Genomic DNA, 17,366 nt, shown 5'->3' with positions numbered 1-17,366 from the left:
AATAAAATCCAAAAATCGTAATAAATGTCGAACGTATCGCAGAAAAAAATAAAAGTCGGCATCACTATCGGTGACATCAATGGCATTGGTATCGAAGTGATTCTGAAAACACTTCTAGACAATCGGATTCTGGAACATTGTATTCCAATTATTTACGGTTCAGTAAAAATCACTTCATTTCATCGTAAAGCATTAAACATTCAGGATTTCAGCTTTAATATTATTCAAAACACTGAGCAGGCTAACCCTAAACGTGCCAACCTTATAAACTGCTGGGATGAGGAAGTAAAAATAGATCTGGGCCAACAAACTGAAAACGGAGGTAAATATGCCTTCAAATCATTAGAAGCAGCAACCAATGATTTGGTAGAAGGTAAAATAGATGCCCTTTTAACCGCTCCAATCAACAAGTATAATATTCAACAACCAGGCTTCGATTTTCCTGGGCATACTGAATATTTACAACAACGCGACGGCAGCAGTGAGTCGTTAATGTTTTTAGTGAGTGAAGATTTGCGTGTTGGAGTTGTAACCGGACATATTCCTGTTAAAGACGTTGCAAGTTCAATTACTACTGAAAAAATTCTTGCAAAGCTGCGCTTAATGAATAAAAGCTTAAAGCAAGACTTTTGGATTGAAAAACCAAAGATTGCAGTTTTAGGACTTAATCCACATGCTAGTGATAATGGTTTGATTGGCGAAGAAGAACAAACCATTATTATCCCTGCTATTGAAGAGGCAAGAAAGGAAAAAATTATGGCTATCGGCCCGTATCCCGCTGATGGTTTCTTTGGCAATGGCTCATATAAGCAGTTCGATGCTGTGTTAGCAATGTATCACGACCAAGGTTTAATTCCTTTTAAAACACTATCATTTGGCTCTGGAGTTAACTTTACGGCTGGCTTATCAATTATTCGTACTTCTCCAGACCATGGAACCGGATATGATATTGCGGGAAAGAACCAAGCCAATGCTGATTCGTTCCGTGATGCCTTATTTATGGCAATTGACATTGTTCGTAACCGCAGGGAACAAGCGATGTTGCTTGAAAATCCGCTTAAAGTGGGTCAACTGAAAATGAAAGTAACCCAGGAAGACAGTGAAGAATAGTCACTTTAAACTCAATAATATACAGCAAAAAACTTCCTTGGCAATTCCTAAGGAAGTTTTTTATTATATTACCATATGAGCGAATTGATGAATGAATTTATGCAAGAAGCCATACGGCTATCAAAAGAAGGGCCCTTAAAAAATGAGGGCGGCCCCTTTGGCTGTGTGATTGTTAAAAATGGTGTAATTATCGGTCGCGGAAACAATCAGGTTTTAACCACTAATGACCCCACTGCTCATGCAGAGGTAATAGCTATTCGTGACGCATGTAAAAACCTTGGAACTTTTCAGCTTGATGGTTGCGAAATTTACACTTCATGTGAGCCTTGTCCTATGTGCTTAGGTGCTATTTATTGGGCAAGACCTTCCAAGGTCTATTTTGCAAACACTCGTAAGGATGCTGCAGAAATTGGCTTTGATGATGACTTTATTTACAGAGAAATTCCTCTTAACCATAACGAAAGGCAGATTCCAATGATTCCCTTAGGGAGAGAGGAAGCCCTTACAGTGTTTCAGTTTTGGCGCAGTATAGACAAAAAACAACTTTATTAAAAGCAACAAAGGCCTAACATTTCTAAGGCCTTTGTTCTTCTATTTTTGATAATTGCCAAATAGCTTAATGGCTTTATCAGGATAATCAGTAATGATACCATCCACACCCATCTTTGCAATCCGTTCCATATCAGCATTTTTATTAATTGTCCACGGTATCAAACTCATGTTTTTTTCATGAACACTATTTACAAGTTCTTCATTAAGAAGCTCGAAATCGGGACTATAAATAGCAGGAACAAATCCTAATACAGCCAAATTAGCCTCCAATCCCAACTCATTTTCCACCAGTAAAGCTGTTTTTATTTTAGGGTAAAGCTGATGAATCACTTGAAGTGTTCTCACATCAAATGATTGCACAATTACTCTATCTTCAATTTTCTTTTCAAGAACTACACTCATCAATAGATTGACAAACTCATTAGGATTCGGGTGAAAAACTACGTCTCCTGCAGGTGTAAGCTTGGTTTCAATGTTATAATACAATGGCTTAAGTCCTTTAGCGTTGACGTAATTCTCTACACTATCAATCAATGAAGATAACAATGGTTTTTCTACTGAAAACTTCTTTTGATCAGGAAAGCGAGGATGAACCTTACTTCCTACATCAAACATTCTTATAGCTTCATAATCCAACTGATATAAATTGAATTTGCGTTCTTCAGTTTCCTCAATCGACTCTCCGTTAGGCTGTAACACAAACTCATGTGACATAAAATTATCATGCGAAACCACCACTTTTTTATCTCTGGAAATAACACAATCCATTTCAAGCGTTTGAACACCTAGATCAATCGCTTTAATCATAGCCGGGATTGTATTTTCCGGCATTAACCCCCTACATCCTCTATGTCCCTGTATATCAATATCTGGCTTCATTTGGGCTAATGATTTTAAACAATAACAGCTGAAAAATAATGCTAAAACAAATTGCTTCATGTAATAAAATTTGAAGCAATATACCGGGCCAATATTAACTGATTATTAATTCAATAGGCCGATTTTAGCAAGAATTATTTAAAATCAATATATTTTTCAACTGGCTTTACCGCTTTTTGTACGGCGTTGTAATCTTTCAGATTGATTCCCTTATCCTTCATCATGGCAATTTGTTCAGCATCCACCAATACAATCTTGACACTTGTTGGTCCTGGACGAGAAAGCTGACTGCCATTTATGGTTTGCATATCGATCTGTACTAATCCAGGTGTTGAGGCAAAAAAATACGACACTCCATTTACCACTTGAGGCAATGCATCATAATATCCTTGGTCAAATGACATATAAACCAATACTGCTCCTGTAGCATTAAAGTTAGAAGTAATCTCAGGCATATTAACGGTAGTATAATAACCTGTTCCGTTACTATAAGCAGTCCACTCGCTAGGCAGTCTATCTGTAATTACAGTACGAGCTGGTGTTGTATAAACTTCTGTAATATCCTGACATGAGGTAGCCACTCCTAAAATCATCAAAAGTGAGCCAAGCGTATAGGTTAATCTTTTCATAAACTTCATTTTTAAATTAAGAGTAGAACTTCTGTAGAAGCAATCTCTTTAAACTATGTTTTTATTAATTAGATGTCGGCAGAAGACATTCAGTTGCATAAAACCTTGCAAGTCGACAAACAAATAACTTTACCAACTGAAAATAAAGGAATTAAATTCACTTTATAAACCAACTAAAATGGAAACGCCCCAGAGCGGGGCGTTTCTATTAACTTAAATTATCTTCTTCTTTTTTCTTGCGCTTACGCGCTTCCTTCAAAATATTGATCTTTATTTCATTGGTTTCTTTATCAACACCAATTTCCATAATATCTCCATCCTGAATCTCTCCTTTAAGTATCTCTTCCGCTATCGGATCTTCAAGATATTTTTGAATAGCACGATTTAGCGGACGAGCTCCGAAGTTTGGATCAAAGCCACGCTCAGCAATTAACTCTTTCGCATCGTCTGTCAACTGAATTGTATAGCCTAAATTTTGAATACGTCCAAACAATGATTTCAGCTCAATGTCAATAATTTTGAAGATATCTTCCTTGTTCAATGAATTGAATACAACAACGTCATCAACACGGTTTAAGAACTCAGGAGCAAAAGCACGCTTTAAAGCAGTTTCAATTACACCACGTGAATGGCTATCTGCACCTGCAAGCTTAGTCGAAGTAGTAAAACCAACACCTTGACCAAAGTCTTTTAACTGACGTGCACCAATGTTTGAAGTCATAATGATAACCGTGTTACGGAAGTCAACTTTGCGACCCAAGCTGTCGGTTAACACACCTTCATCCAGTACTTGCAACAAGATATTGAATACATCAGGATGTGCTTTTTCGATTTCATCTAATAACACAACTGAATAAGGTTTACGACGAACTTTTTCAGTTAACTGTCCGCCTTCTTCGTAGCCAACATATCCTGGAGGAGCACCCACCAAACGAGAAACTGCAAATTTCTCCATGTATTCACTCATGTCGATTTGAATCAATGAATCATCTGTATCAAACATGAATCGAGCTAAGGCTTTGGCCAACTCTGTTTTACCAACACCTGTAGGACCTAAGAATATGAAAGAACCAATAGGCTTTCTAGGGTCTTTTAACCCGGCACGTGTACGTTGAATGGCTTTTGTAAGCTTTTTAATAGCCTCATCCTGACCAATGATCTTATCTCTCAGTTCATCAGCCATATTAAGCAATTTTTGACTATCAGCCTGGCCAACTCGTTGAACAGGAATTCCTGTCATCATTGCAACAACCTCTGCCACGTTATCTTCTGAAACCACATAACGCTTAGTTTTAGTTTCAGCTTCCCATTCAGTTTTAGCTTTATCCAATTCTTCTAACAGATGTTTCTCTGTATCACGAAGCTTGGCTGCTTCCTCATATTTCTGACTACGAACTACCCGGTTTTTTTCCAGCTTAATTTCCTCAATTCGTTGCTCAATATCAATAATGTTTTGAGGCACGTGAATATTGGTTAAGTGTACGCGAGAACCGGCTTCATCCAAAGCGTCAATTGCTTTATCAGGTAAGAAACGGTCAGTAATGTAGCGATTGGTTAAATTGACACAAGCATTAATCGCTTCAGGAGTATAATTAACACCATGATGTTCTTCGTATTTCTCCTTAATTCTATTCAAAATTTCAATGGTTTCATCTACAGTAGCAGGTTCAACCATTACCTTTTGGAAACGACGATCTAATGCTCCATCTTTTTCAATATACTGACGGTACTCATCTAAAGTTGTAGCTCCAATACATTGAATCTCACCTCTTGCTAATGCAGGTTTAAACATATTAGAAGCATCCAACGATCCTGAGGCTCCTCCTGCTCCAACAATAGTATGAATTTCGTCGATGAACAGAATCACATCAGGAGATTTCTCCAATTCGTTCATGACTGCTTTCATACGCTCTTCAAATTGTCCGCGGTACTTGGTTCCGGCAACTAATGATGCCAAATCAAGGGTTACCACACGTTTATTGAAAAGTACACGGGAAACTTTACGCTGAACAATTCTTAATGCTAAACCCTCTGCAATAGCTGACTTACCAACTCCAGGTTCACCAATAAGGATCGGATTATTTTTCTTACGACGGGAAAGAATTTGAGAAACACGTTCAATTTCTTTTTCACGTCCAACGATCGGATCCAGTTTACCTTCTTCTGCAGCTTTGGTTAAATCTCGACCAAAATTATCGAGTACAGGAGTCTTAGACTTTGAATCACTGGTTTTCTTAGAGCTTCCAAAGTTTTCTTCTTCTCTGTAGTTTTCCTCATCAGAAGAACTTTGAGGCGCCTCACTTCTGATGCCACTCACATTGGCTTCAAGTTCAGCTTTAAAAACCTCATAGTTAACATTAAACTGATTCAATACTTGAGAAGCAATATTATCTTCATCTCGCAACAATGAAAGCAACAAGTGTTCTGTCCCAATCACCTCGCTTTTGAATATTTTTGCCTCCAGGTATGTAATTTTCAGAACCTTCTCCGCTTGTTTGGTTAACGGAATATTTCCCAAATTAACCGTTGTGCCAGAAGTGCCTTTAACTGCGTCTTCAATAGTTTTACGCAACTTGTAGGTATCAATACCCATCCCTTTCAGCAACTTGATGGCAATGCCATCGCCCTCACGGATCAGTCCTAAAAGCAAATGTTCTGTACCTATATAGTCGTGCCCTAATCGTAAAGCCTCCTCGCGACTGTACGAAATGACGTCTTTAACTCTCGGTGAAAATTTTGCTTCCATATAATAAGGAATATAGTGAATATTACTTAAAAACGCTTAAATTATTAAAATGTTTATACAAGTCAAGAGCTATTTGAGATTACTAACTTGTGGTAAGTTGGGCTCCTGAAACGGCCCGAGACTAATGTAAGAACTATCTTTATAAATCGAAGCGATTTATTATTAAGTTATCAACAATTACGCCAAAAGACAACTCTAAATTATATACGGTAAAACATGAAGAAAGATTGCTTAAACTATAATTTTTTTGTGAGCAGCAGGCTAATGTCGATATTTGCAAACTTAAGCAAATAAGCAATAATGTCAGACGAAAAAATCATATTTTCAATGGCTGGGGTAAACAAGATTTACCCGCCACAAAAGCAAGTTTTAAAGAATATTTACCTGTCCTTTTTTTACGGTGCTAAAATTGGTGTAATTGGTTTAAACGGCTCCGGAAAATCATCTCTTCTTAAGATCATTGCCGGTTTAGATAAGTCATATCAAGGCGAAGTAGTATTCTCACCAGGATACACTGTTGGATATTTAGCCCAAGAACCTCAATTAGATCCAGATAAAACGGTAAAAGAGGTTGTTCAAGAAGGCGCTCAACACATCATTGACATCCTGAAAGAATACGAGGAAATTAACGAACGTTTTGGACTGCCGGAGGTTTATGAAAACCCTGATGAGATGGACAAATTAATGAACCGTCAAGGCGAGTTACAAGATAAGATTGACGCTGTTGGAGCATGGGAGCTTGACAATAAACTGGAGCGTGCAATGGATGCGTTACGTTGTCCAGAACCGGACACAAAAATTGCCGTTTTGTCAGGTGGAGAACGTCGCCGCGTGGCATTATGTCGCTTATTGATTCAAGAGCCGGATGTTTTATTATTGGACGAGCCTACCAACCATTTGGACGCCGAGTCAATTGATTGGTTAGAAATGCACCTTCAACAATATAAAGGTACCGTAATAGCTGTTACTCACGACCGTTATTTTCTGGACAATGTTGCCGGTTGGATATTAGAATTAGACCGTGGAGAAGGTATTCCCTGGAAAGGTAATTACTCCTCATGGTTAGATCAGAAAGCGAAACGTTTAGCCCAGGAAGAAAAATCGGAAACCAAACGTCAAAAAACCTTGGAACGTGAGTTGGAATGGGTACGAATGGCTCCGAAAGCTCGTCATGCTAAGTCTAAAGCACGTTTATCAGCATACGACAAGCTTGCTAGCGAAGAAACCAAAGACAGGGAAGAAAAGTTGGAATTATTCATTCCTCCAGGACCTCGTTTAGGAAATGTGGTAATTGAAGCCCATGGTGTATCAAAGGCATATGGAGACCGTATCTTATTTGAAAACCTTGAATTTAGTTTACCTCCAGCTGGTATCGTGGGAATTATTGGACCGAATGGTGCTGGTAAAACCACTTTATTTAAATTGATTACCGGTCAGGAAAAATCAGATACCGGTTCATTTAAAGTGGGAGAAACTGTAAAACTAGGCTACGTGGATCAAACCCATAATGATTTGGATCCGGATAAAACAGTGTTTGAGAACATTACCGGAGGGACCGAAAATATAATGCTGGGCAACAAATCGATGAATGGTCGTGCTTATGTATCGAAATTCAATTTTAACGGTGCCGACCAACAGAAAAAAGTTGGGGTACTTTCGGGAGGGGAACGTAACAGGGCTCATCTAGCCATTACTCTAAAAGAAGGCGCTAACGTGTTACTGCTTGATGAACCTACCAATGATATTGATGTAAACACATTACGTTCATTAGAGGAAGCCTTGGAAAACTTTGGAGGCTGTGCTGTAATTATTTCCCACGACCGTTGGTTTCTGGACCGTATTTGTACGCATATTTTAGCATTTGAAGGAAATTCACAGGTTTATTTCTTTGAAGGTAATTATACCGAATATGAAGAAAATCGTAAAAAACGCTTAGGCAACGATACCCCGCATCGAATTAAGTATAAGAACTTAGTATAAATAAAAGGGCTATTGAAAATTCTGAGCCAATTGACAATGTCACGAATTTGTATTCGTGGCATTGTTAAATAAAGCAGTTAATATGCTTCCTCGTTAACCTTTCCAACCGGTAATGTAAAAGAAAATTTGCTGCCTTTATTTAATTCACTTTCTATAAACAACTGTCCTTTATTCTTTTTAACAAATTCATGGCATAACAGCAGACCTAAACCGGTACCTGTTTCATCTTGAGTTCCTCGTATAGTAAAACTTTCCTGACGCTGAAGCATTTCCAGCTCATTAGTCCCCATACCTACACCTGAATCTTCTACATAAATTACTACCGATTTATCCTCATTCAATGCAGCACCTATCAGCACCTTGCTACCTGCATGACAAAACTTTATTGCATTACTTAATAAATTTCTTACCACTAAACGAATCATTTGAAGATCTGCAAACACATTTATGTCGCCACTAATCTGTTTCTTTAATTTAACACCTTTAGCTTTGGCACTTAACTGAAAATAATGCAATTCAGTACTTACCATTTTTTTTAGATTAAAATACTCTGGTGAAATTAGCGCTCCTTCAAATTGGTTTTTGGACCAGAAAAGTAGATTTTCAAGTAAATCGAATGTATAGGCAATATTTTTAGAAAGCTTTGGCAGCATCGTTTTGAATTCCATTTCAGTCAAGAGGTTTTCTTCTGCAAGATTCAACACATCAACCAAATTAACCAAGGGACTTCTTAAATCATGTGAAATAATGGAGAATAGCTGACTTTTTAATTGATTTAAGGCCTGCAATTCTTTAGACTGTTGTTGTAATTTTAGCTCATCCTTTTTCTGACTGGTAATGTCTTTAAACATCAGGACTGCTCCCCCATATTTTCTATTATCATCAAAAATTGGAGCAACATCAACTGCTAACAACAATTCATCTTCACCTTTGGTCAATCTTATTTCTTCATTCAAAGTAACTCTATTTTGACTTATCTTATGTTGAAGAATGCAAAATGGGAGAATATCATTAAAAAAGGAACCAATGACAGCTGTACTGTTTTTGTGATTTAGATACTCTAGCATTTGTCGATTTGCATCAACAATTCGATTTTGAGTATCTAATACCAAAATGCCATCACTCATTGCGTCAATCACTTTTTCCCTTGCAACAGGAATAATATCAAAAAGCCTAAACCTTATAAAGCTTAAACCAATTATCAACCCTGTTAACATAAAAGCAAAGGGTGTTAAATCTATATGCTGATAAGGTCTCACACCGGCTAAGTAAAAAACATTAGCTACCCATGGAATAATTGATCCGATTAGCAAACTGGTATTGTGCTTTTTATAAATATCATTTGACTTTTTATATTTTAAAAAAAGCATTAATACGGCAAATGCCGTTACAAAATAAAAATATGAGATAAACACTCGATACCATAACCCTCTCTTAATCGCCAATAAAGGAAATGGCCCACTTTGTGTATCAAGAGATAAGGACAAATAATGAAAATGATGATAATCATTCGTCCATACCAAAACCAATGTTATTATTGGAATTAAGAATATGAATGTTAGGTTAAATTTATTCATCCACCTTTCCTTACCTAAGTAAAGCAGTATAAAGGCTAACCAAAACACAGGCAAAAACGATATCCCAATATACTCTATCTTAAGCCAGAATTTCATCTGCTCAAGAGTTTGACTAGATAGCTCAAAACCGTAAGCGATAGCCCATATAGATATAAAAATCAAAAGAAGACCAAACCATTTAACGGCCCGACCTGCCAATTTGTAAATTTTTAAAGCAAGAAAAATGGAGGTTAGTCCCGCCAAACACAAAAACAGCGTATAGATGTTAGTAAATAATGTCATCAATAAGTAGTAGTTAAATCGTTTTTAGGCAAGTAACTGTGATGTAAAATATAAGATACAAGAAAGATAATTAACTATAAAGTAAGTTGCAAAATTTAATTTGTGTAACCCTTGAACAGCAATTACTAAATCAACAGTTATTGTTTATGTATTTAAACATATAGATCAAATAAATTAGAAAAAATGAAAGACAGAAGCGTTTCTGCTGTATTAACAGCGCAAACAATAGATATGGAAGGAATTGCCGTTAAACAGGCTTTTCCAACGCAAAAGATTGAAAACATTGACCCGTTTTTGTTATTGCATCATGTAAAGACCGTCATACCTAATTATATCAATCCGGTAAAAGCAGGATTCGCACCTCATCCTCATCGAGGTTTTTCTCCAGTTACATTTGTTTTTGAAGGAGGCGTTCATCATCGAGATAGCCGAGGGAATAATAGCATTATTTATGAAGGTGGTGTCCAATGGATGAATTCGGGCATGGGTATAATGCATAGTGAACGACCTCCCCATGACATTCAAAACTTTGGAGGAAAGCAAGAACTTGTGCAACTTTGGATCAATACTCCAAGGGCCCATAAAATGGATCAACCCCAATATTTCCCTATAGCTTCAGCAGAAATACCTTTTATAAAAAGCGATGATGAATTAATTGAGGTCAAAATAGTTGCAGGGGAGTTAAGTGGAATCAAGGGAAGTATTCAACATATTACCCCAATTAATGCCTATGTAATTAAGGCCGAAAAAAACGGAAAAATGCAACTTGAATTACCAAGTAATCATAACGCTTTTTTGTATTTACTTAACGGTCAATTACGAATTGCGGGCTTGGGCCTTGTTGATGCTGAAACCGCTATCAAATTTAACAACGATGGCAAAGTCATTACGATAGAAGCAATCAAGGATTTGCGTGCGATTATCATGACCGGTGAACCCATTAATGAACCTATTGTTGCACACGGCCCATTTGTTATGAATTACGAAGGCGAAATTTTAGAAGCAATGCGTGATTATAGGATGGGAAAAATGGGCATTCTCATTGAAGATTAATAAAAAATGAAAATTTCCAAAAACATCTCAACAGCGTTCACAAAACTTTAACGTAACTCTTTGGTTTTTAATAATTAAAAAGCTATATCTTTATAATAACCTCACAGAAATTATTCTGGAGTAAAGTTTAATTTTTAAAATCATTGGTTATGGCTTGGAAAAAATTCAACGGAGAAATTATTCATTTCCCCATTTTAGAGGAGGTAGAAAAAGCCATTGAGAGAGAAAGTGCTCAAGGCTACAAATTAAAGGTATGCATCGGCACTGACTCACAAATTAAAGGCGACACGATCGACTATGCAACCGTAATTGTCTTTTTGCGCGAACATCATGGTGGTTTTATGTACATCCATCAGGATAAATCCATTAAAAAGATGGGTATTCGAGAGCGAATGTTAACAGAAGTCCAAAAATCAATTGATATTGCCTATGCACTTTGTCCTTTACTTGAGCTATATGAAGTTGAAATGGAAGTACATGCAGATATTAATACCAACCCTAGTTTTAAATCAAACATTGCCTTGCACGAGGCTATGGGTTATATATTAAGCATGGGCTTTGTATTTAAAGCTAAACCAGAGGCATTTGCAAGCAGTAATTGTGCTAATAAAGTGGTGCAATAGACTAACTTTCTTTAAATCGACATCTTCACCTTAACCTTAACCTTAAAATTAACAACTAAACACCTTGGTAGAAATTTATACCTCTACTTTTCACTTAACTATTTATTAGTATTTTTTTCATAATATTTTTTAGTTGCATCTCTATATTTAACCATTTAACCAAACTAATAGCTACTATGAAAAATACTTTATTACTTATTTTATTGCCCCCTACTTTATTTTTTCCCTCCTGCTCAATGACCAAATATTTCCCAACTCCGGTACAAACTCCATTATTAACTGAGAAAAATGAATTAAAAGTAACTACATCCATGCCGGGAGATATTTCTGTTGCATATGCTCCAGACAAAAATATTGGCCTATTTAGTAATATAAGCTTTTACAATGAATCGCAGCCAAGTTCAACCACAATCAATGGGAATAAGGAGGAAAATGAAAAAAATGGCCATCACCTTGTTTTTGAAGCAGGGGCAGGATACTTTAGGAAGTATGAACAAAACTTACTTTTTGAATTATATGGTGGCGTTGGATTGGGGAGATTTAAAATTGATTCGAAATTTACCAATGATCCTATTAATTATAACTATCAAATTCCTACTTATAAATTCTTTATTAACCCAAGTTTTGGAATAAAAAAGAAATATGTCGAATTGGCTTTTAGCATGCGGTTAACGGCGCTTAACTTCGGAAAAAGCACAACTAATTTCAATGGCGAAATGATAGAAGTTGATGAGCTTGGAAATTTAGATCATCAAACTACTTTTTTCTATGAGCCCTCATTCACTGTTCGGGCAGGTTTACAACCAGTTAAGTTTCATTATCAGCTAGGTTATTCACGAAAATATGGCAACAAAAGTTTAAACTACATGCCAATATTCAGTACGTTAGGCATTACGATTGATATCACTCCTAATCTTTTTAAAACACTCAAGGCAGCTAAATAGTAGCTGCCTTGAGTACATATTTGAAATTCTTCACACTTAATCAACAATCTCAAGTGAACGATGAATAAAGTTAGTAAGGGCCTCTCCTTTAAGCATACCCTGTGCTAACAAAGCTAAATCGTAAGCCTGACGGGCTAACTGACCTTGTTTTTCTTCAGTTTCTTTTAACAACTTTTGAATAAGCGGATGATTCCCATTTACCATTACTTTTTCTGCTCCGAACCCGTTAAAGCCAAACATACCCCCATTGCCGCCCGATAGTTCTTGCATTTCCATCATTCTTCGCATAAACTCAGGACGAACAATACTTACCGGCATTTCATCGCCGCTCATAGCTGCAACTTCCAAATCAAGCTTATCATTACCGGTAGCCTTTTTGAAAATTGAGTCAACTTCTTTTTTCTGCTCCTCAGTTAATGCAACGTCTAACTTTGAATCAGTTTCAACCAGTTTATCCACAGTGTCAGCATCAACACGTTTCATACGTACTTTTTCAAGCTTATATTCAACATTGCTGATAAAATGATTATCAATCAAAGCGTCCATCTTCAACACATCAAAACCTCGATTTTTAGCCGCACGAATGAAAATATCTTGTTGGGATGGACTTGAAGTATAGATTAAGGTATAATTCCCGTCTTTATCAACCTGATTATCTTTGATTTTTTCTTTGTATTCTTCTAAAGTGAAGAATTTGCTATCCAAACTTTCATATAAGCAGAATTTCTGAGCTTTTTCAAAGAATTTCTCGTCGGTCACCATGCCGTATTTCACAAACAGGCCAATGCTCTCCCATTTTTGCTCAAATAAAACTCGGTCGTTTTTAAACAATTCTTCTAACTTATCAGCTACCTTACGTGTAATGTAGTTGCTGATTTTCTTTACATTAGCATCCGACTGCAGGTATGAACGTGAAACATTCAAAGGAATATCAGGCGAATCGATAACTCCGTGCATTAAGCGTAAAAACTCAGGAACGATATTCTCTACATTATCTGTAATGAATACCTGTCGCGAGTAAAGTTGAATTTTATCTTTATGCAATGTGATGTCGTTTTTCACCTTAGGGAAATATAGTATTCCGGTAAGATTGAACGGATAATCAACATTGAGATGAATCCAGAATAATGGATCTTCAGCCATTGGATACAACTCACGATAAAAGTTCAAATAATCTTCATCTTTTAATGACTGCGGATCGCGAGCGTACAGTGGCTGAACTGAATTGATCACATGATCTTTTTCAACCGTTTTTTCTTCTTCTCCTTCTTTTATTTTTTCAGTGTCTTTACCAAATACTATCGAAATTGGCATAAAGCGACAATAACGGTTCAGAATATCACGAACTTTAATGTCTTCTAAAAACTCTTCCGAATCGCTGTTCAGATAAAGTATAATATCAGTACCTCTATCTGCCTTTTCAACTTCTTCAATGCTAAATTCCGTAGAACCATCACATGTCCATTTTACTGCAGGAGCATCTTGGTAAGACTTGGTCACCAACTCCACCTTTTCGGCTACCATAAATGCCGAATAAAAACCTAAACCGAATTTACCGATAATTGAAGTAGTATCGATGTCTTTAAATTTCTCAACAAATTCAGTTGCCCCCGAAAACGCCACCTGATTGATGTATTTCATCACTTCAGCCTCGGTCATACCAATACCGCGATCAGAAATAATCAAAGTCTTTTTATCTTTATCTACTTTGATGCGGATAGTTAAGTCGCCCAACTCTCCTTTAAAATCACCAATGCCCGCCAACTTTTGCAACTTTTGCGAAGCATCTGTAGCATTAGCTACTAATTCGCGCAAGAAAATATCATGATCGGAATAAAGAAATTTTTTAATAATAGGAAAGATGTTTTCCGTGTTTACTGAAATCGATCCTTTTTGTGCCATATCGTATGAATTATATTTTTACTTTCTACAGACTCCCTCACATCAAGGAATATACCATTAAGAAAAAAATGAAATTTTGTCAGTCGTAAAATTGTCACAGTTTTCAAAACCTGATCAAAATCATGTTTTTACACGCGCGTTTTGTTTCTCTTTACAGCAAAAAAAAATTAACATGCACAAAGTATCAGAACATACCTTTCATATTCCGGTTATGGGCTTGGCTTACACCATCGACTCTCCTGTAAAAGTGGCGCGTTATGGTATTTCATCAGTGCTGTCTATCATTGAAGACCGCTTGATTGAAATGATGCGTGGTTATTATTACCGTGAGTTGAATGAAGAGTACAAGCCCATTTCAGAAAAACAACCTGATTACCGGACTCAAAGAATTACAGATTATTTAAACCTGCTAAACCGGATTGTTAAAAAACAATTTGACGAGTTAAAGCAATCTGCATTTGAAAAAGGGTCAGAAATAGTTAAATATTTTGAGTTACTCCCTGAGGACAGTTCTCTGAAACAGCTGTACAACAAAATGTTGAATGCCAAGAATGAGATTGAAAAAATTGAGCTTCAATCTACGTTACGCCGCTTAATCACTCCCGGAAGTATTGACGTAAATATTATGACCAAGGTGGATAAGAATAACTATGATGCCAATGGTAATATCATCGACAATGGTTCCGATGCACTCACAGCGCTAAGAGGTTATGCGGAAAGTGATTTAGAGAATTCTTCTGTCATATTCTCAGCAGGAATGAACCCCAGGTTATTTAATTATCTAGAGCAATTTAAGATCTTTAGACAACAAGTTGATGGTTCATTTAAACGCAAAATTGTAGTTAAAGTTAGCGATTACCGCTCAGCTCTAATTCAGGGAAAATACTTGGCAAAAAAAGGACTTTGGGTAAGTGAGTTCCGTATTGAATCGGGTCTAAATTGTGGTGGGCACGCATTTGCTACTGACGGTTTTTTGATAGGGCCTATACTTGAAGAGTTCAAGAGCAAGCGCACCGAACTAATCTCAAGCCTGTTCGAACTTTATTCTAAAAGTATTGCGACCAAAGATGAATATGCACCAGAACAAGCTCCACCTGTAAAAATCACTTATCAGGGTGGCGTAGGAAATGCCTATGAGCATGAGTTTTTGCTAAATTATTATCAATTGGATGCAATTGGATGGGGTTCCCCTTTTCTTATGGTTCCGGAAGCAACAACTGTTGACAATCACACATTGAATTTATTAGCAAAAGCTCAGGAAGACGATATCATTCTCAGCAACAACTCTCCATTGGGAGTTCGCTTTAATTATTTGAAGCGCACAACGGCTGAGATTGAGAAAATTCAGCGGATAGCCTGCAACAAGCCTGGTAGTCCTTGCACCGAAAAATACTTGCAAAATAATACTGAGTTTACTGAACGACCAATTTGTACGGCTTCTATTGAGTATCAAAACTTAAAGATAGAATCAATTCAAAAATCAGATATTTCATCAGAAGAAAAGGAAAAACAGATTGAAGCGGTATTGGACAAAGAATGTTTGTGCATTGGATTAAGTAATGCCGCAACATTGAAATATAACACTCATTTCTTAAAAAACCTGAGTGCTGTTACTGTCTGTCCCGGTCCCAATATTGCCTACTTTAATAAATCGGTCACTTTGAATGAAATGACTGATCATATCTATGGCCGTAATAATTTATTGGCCAATGTTGCTCGGCCCGATGTTTTCACCAAAGAGCTACAGTTATACTTAAGTTATCTAAAAGAGCAAGTAAATGAATTAGGTAACCAGTTTCAAGAAAAGAAAGAGAAATATCTTATTGAATTTAGAACTAATCTTGAAAACGGCATCGCTTATTATAGGAGCTTAGCCGGAATGTTGTCGGAATATAAAATTAGTGGAAAGTTTGAAGAAGGGCTGAAAACTGCAGAGAAGCAGTTACAGCAATTGTTTAATCGAGAATTACAGTCAGTATAAATTAAATAGTCAATTAAAGCAGAACGGTAGCAAGAAATTGCTGCCGTTTTTTTTAATGACACTACAAACCATTATACAGACTTCCTTGTACGACTCCCTTTTTCTCTAGATAATTCTCAAAATACGACTGAATACCTGACTTCGGTAGCCCCCAATTAGGTGCAATTAGAAACTGCTTGTCAGATATCCCGAATAAACGCTGAATAACAATATCGGGGCGCAAACGAGGAATCAACTCACAAAGAAACTCAGCATACTCTTCCATTGAAAAAAGCTTAAATGGATCGCGCTTATACTTTACACCCATAATTGAGCCTTCAACAATGTACAGATGGTGCAGTTTTACAAAATTAATCTGAGGGAAACGGTTAATTTCATTGGCATAGGCCAACATCATTTCCTTGGTTTCTCCTGGAAGCCCGAAAATAGAATGCACGCAAATATCCAGTTTGGTGTTGGTAAGCATGTTTAAAATGTTTACCAGTTCAGTGTGAGAACAACCTCTATTCAATTGAGCCAAAGTATCTTCATAAATTGACTCCATGCCCATTTCCAGGTCAACATCAAAATTATTAGTATAACTTTCTAACAAGGCAATTTTCTCAGCATCAATACAATCAGCTCGCGTACCTACCGAAAGACCAACAATATCTTCGGTATTAACAGACAACGCTTCATCATACAGCATCTTCAGGTAATGCGCTGGTGCATATGTATTAGTATTAGGCTGAAAATAAACAATGAATTTATCGGCTTTGTACATTTGGCGAGCTCGTTCCATACCTATGGCGAGCTGGTCGCGCATTTCGGGTAAGGACCGGGTAATTTCAGGAGTAAAAGAGTCAACATTGCAATAGGTACAACCACCATATCCTTTACTTCCATCTCTGTTAGGACAAGTAAACCCACCATCCACAATCACCTTGAAAACACGTTGCCCGTTATATTTTTCCCGTAACCAAGCGCCGTAATTATTATATGTAGTTATTCCTGAAACTGTTGACATCGGCGGCAAAGGTAACGAGTTTTAAGTTATTGGCTGTAGGTTTAGCATTAAAATGACATTTAGAGTAGATTATATCTTCAAGCAAGTTTGATTTAGGTATAA

At 36.8% G+C, this 17,366-nt stretch carries 13 protein-coding genes; 7 read left to right on the top strand and 6 right to left on the bottom strand.

Annotated elements, in window-relative coordinates; translation table 11 throughout:
- The first annotated feature begins 24 nt into the window (after positions 1–24).
- Positions 25–1,110, top strand: a complete 1,086-nt coding sequence (gene pdxA, locus L2B55_RS04680) for a 4-hydroxythreonine-4-phosphate dehydrogenase PdxA (protein WP_237849126.1) — start codon at positions 25–27, stop codon at positions 1,108–1,110.
- A 75-nt stretch (positions 1,111–1,185) separates the two neighbouring features.
- Entirely contained in the window at positions 1,186–1,662 is a 477-nt protein-coding gene (locus L2B55_RS04675) for a nucleoside deaminase (protein ID WP_276573981.1), read from the top strand.
- 39 nt (positions 1,663–1,701) lie between these two features.
- Here L2B55_RS04675 and L2B55_RS04670 read toward each other — a convergent pair whose 3' ends face one another.
- The 3 genes from L2B55_RS04670 to L2B55_RS04660 form a co-directional block, all read right to left on the bottom strand.
- The gene (locus L2B55_RS04670) at positions 1,702–2,541 is read right to left on the bottom strand and encodes a glycerophosphodiester phosphodiesterase family protein (RefSeq protein ID WP_237849125.1); all 840 of its coding nucleotides are present in this window, start codon (positions 2,539–2,541) and stop codon (positions 1,702–1,704) included.
- 134 nt (positions 2,542–2,675) lie between these two features.
- A complete protein-coding gene (locus L2B55_RS04665) occupies positions 2,676–3,170 on the bottom strand; it encodes a hypothetical protein (RefSeq protein ID WP_237849124.1) in 495 nt (164 codons plus the stop codon).
- Positions 3,171–3,378: 208 nt separating this feature from the next.
- Positions 3,379–5,916 (bottom strand): ATP-dependent Clp protease ATP-binding subunit, encoded by a 2,538-nt coding sequence (locus L2B55_RS04660; RefSeq protein WP_237849123.1) that lies wholly within the window; start codon positions 5,914–5,916, stop codon positions 3,379–3,381.
- Between the two features lie 300 nt (positions 5,917–6,216).
- On the opposite strand from L2B55_RS04660, the gene ettA reads away from it, so the two are divergent.
- Positions 6,217–7,896, top strand: coding sequence for an energy-dependent translational throttle protein EttA (gene ettA / locus L2B55_RS04655; protein ID WP_237849122.1), 1,680 nt, complete (start codon positions 6,217–6,219; stop codon positions 7,894–7,896).
- Positions 7,897–7,973: 77 nt separating this feature from the next.
- Here the strand turns inward: ettA and L2B55_RS04650 are convergent, their stop codons facing one another.
- The gene (locus L2B55_RS04650) at positions 7,974–9,755 is read right to left on the bottom strand and encodes a sensor histidine kinase (RefSeq protein ID WP_237849121.1); all 1,782 of its coding nucleotides are present in this window, start codon (positions 9,753–9,755) and stop codon (positions 7,974–7,976) included.
- A gap of 183 nt (positions 9,756–9,938) precedes the next feature.
- On the opposite strand from L2B55_RS04650, the gene L2B55_RS04645 reads away from it, so the two are divergent.
- From L2B55_RS04645 to L2B55_RS04635, 3 genes are all read left to right on the top strand, one after another.
- The gene (locus L2B55_RS04645; protein WP_237849120.1) at positions 9,939–10,808 is read left to right on the top strand and encodes a pirin family protein; all 870 of its coding nucleotides are present in this window, start codon (positions 9,939–9,941) and stop codon (positions 10,806–10,808) included.
- Between the two features lie 149 nt (positions 10,809–10,957).
- Positions 10,958–11,431, top strand: a complete 474-nt coding sequence (locus tag L2B55_RS04640; RefSeq protein ID WP_237849119.1) for a ribonuclease H-like YkuK family protein — start codon at positions 10,958–10,960, stop codon at positions 11,429–11,431.
- Between the two features lie 176 nt (positions 11,432–11,607).
- Positions 11,608–12,375 (top strand): hypothetical protein, encoded by a 768-nt coding sequence (locus L2B55_RS04635; protein ID WP_237849118.1) that lies wholly within the window; start codon positions 11,608–11,610, stop codon positions 12,373–12,375.
- A gap of 36 nt (positions 12,376–12,411) precedes the next feature.
- Here L2B55_RS04635 and htpG read toward each other — a convergent pair whose 3' ends face one another.
- The gene (gene htpG / locus L2B55_RS04630; RefSeq protein WP_237849117.1) at positions 12,412–14,277 is read right to left on the bottom strand and encodes a molecular chaperone HtpG; all 1,866 of its coding nucleotides are present in this window, start codon (positions 14,275–14,277) and stop codon (positions 12,412–12,414) included.
- A gap of 172 nt (positions 14,278–14,449) precedes the next feature.
- Here htpG and L2B55_RS04625 point away from each other — a divergent pair, with 172 nt between their 5' ends.
- The gene (locus tag L2B55_RS04625) at positions 14,450–16,258 is read left to right on the top strand and encodes a hypothetical protein (RefSeq protein WP_237849116.1); all 1,809 of its coding nucleotides are present in this window, start codon (positions 14,450–14,452) and stop codon (positions 16,256–16,258) included.
- A gap of 61 nt (positions 16,259–16,319) precedes the next feature.
- On the opposite strand, the gene mnmL is transcribed toward L2B55_RS04625, so the two are convergent.
- A complete protein-coding gene (gene mnmL / locus L2B55_RS04620) occupies positions 16,320–17,264 on the bottom strand; it encodes a tRNA modification radical SAM protein MnmL/YtqA (RefSeq protein ID WP_237849115.1) in 945 nt (314 codons plus the stop codon).
- Between the last annotated feature and the right edge of the window lie 102 nt (positions 17,265–17,366).

The organism is Solitalea lacus (assembly GCF_022014595.1).
Taxonomy (GTDB): Bacteria; Bacteroidota; Bacteroidia; order Sphingobacteriales; family Sphingobacteriaceae; genus Solitalea; species Solitalea lacus.
The sequence above is the reverse complement of the archived record's forward strand: the minus strand, read 5'-3'. Positions and strand labels throughout refer to the sequence as shown.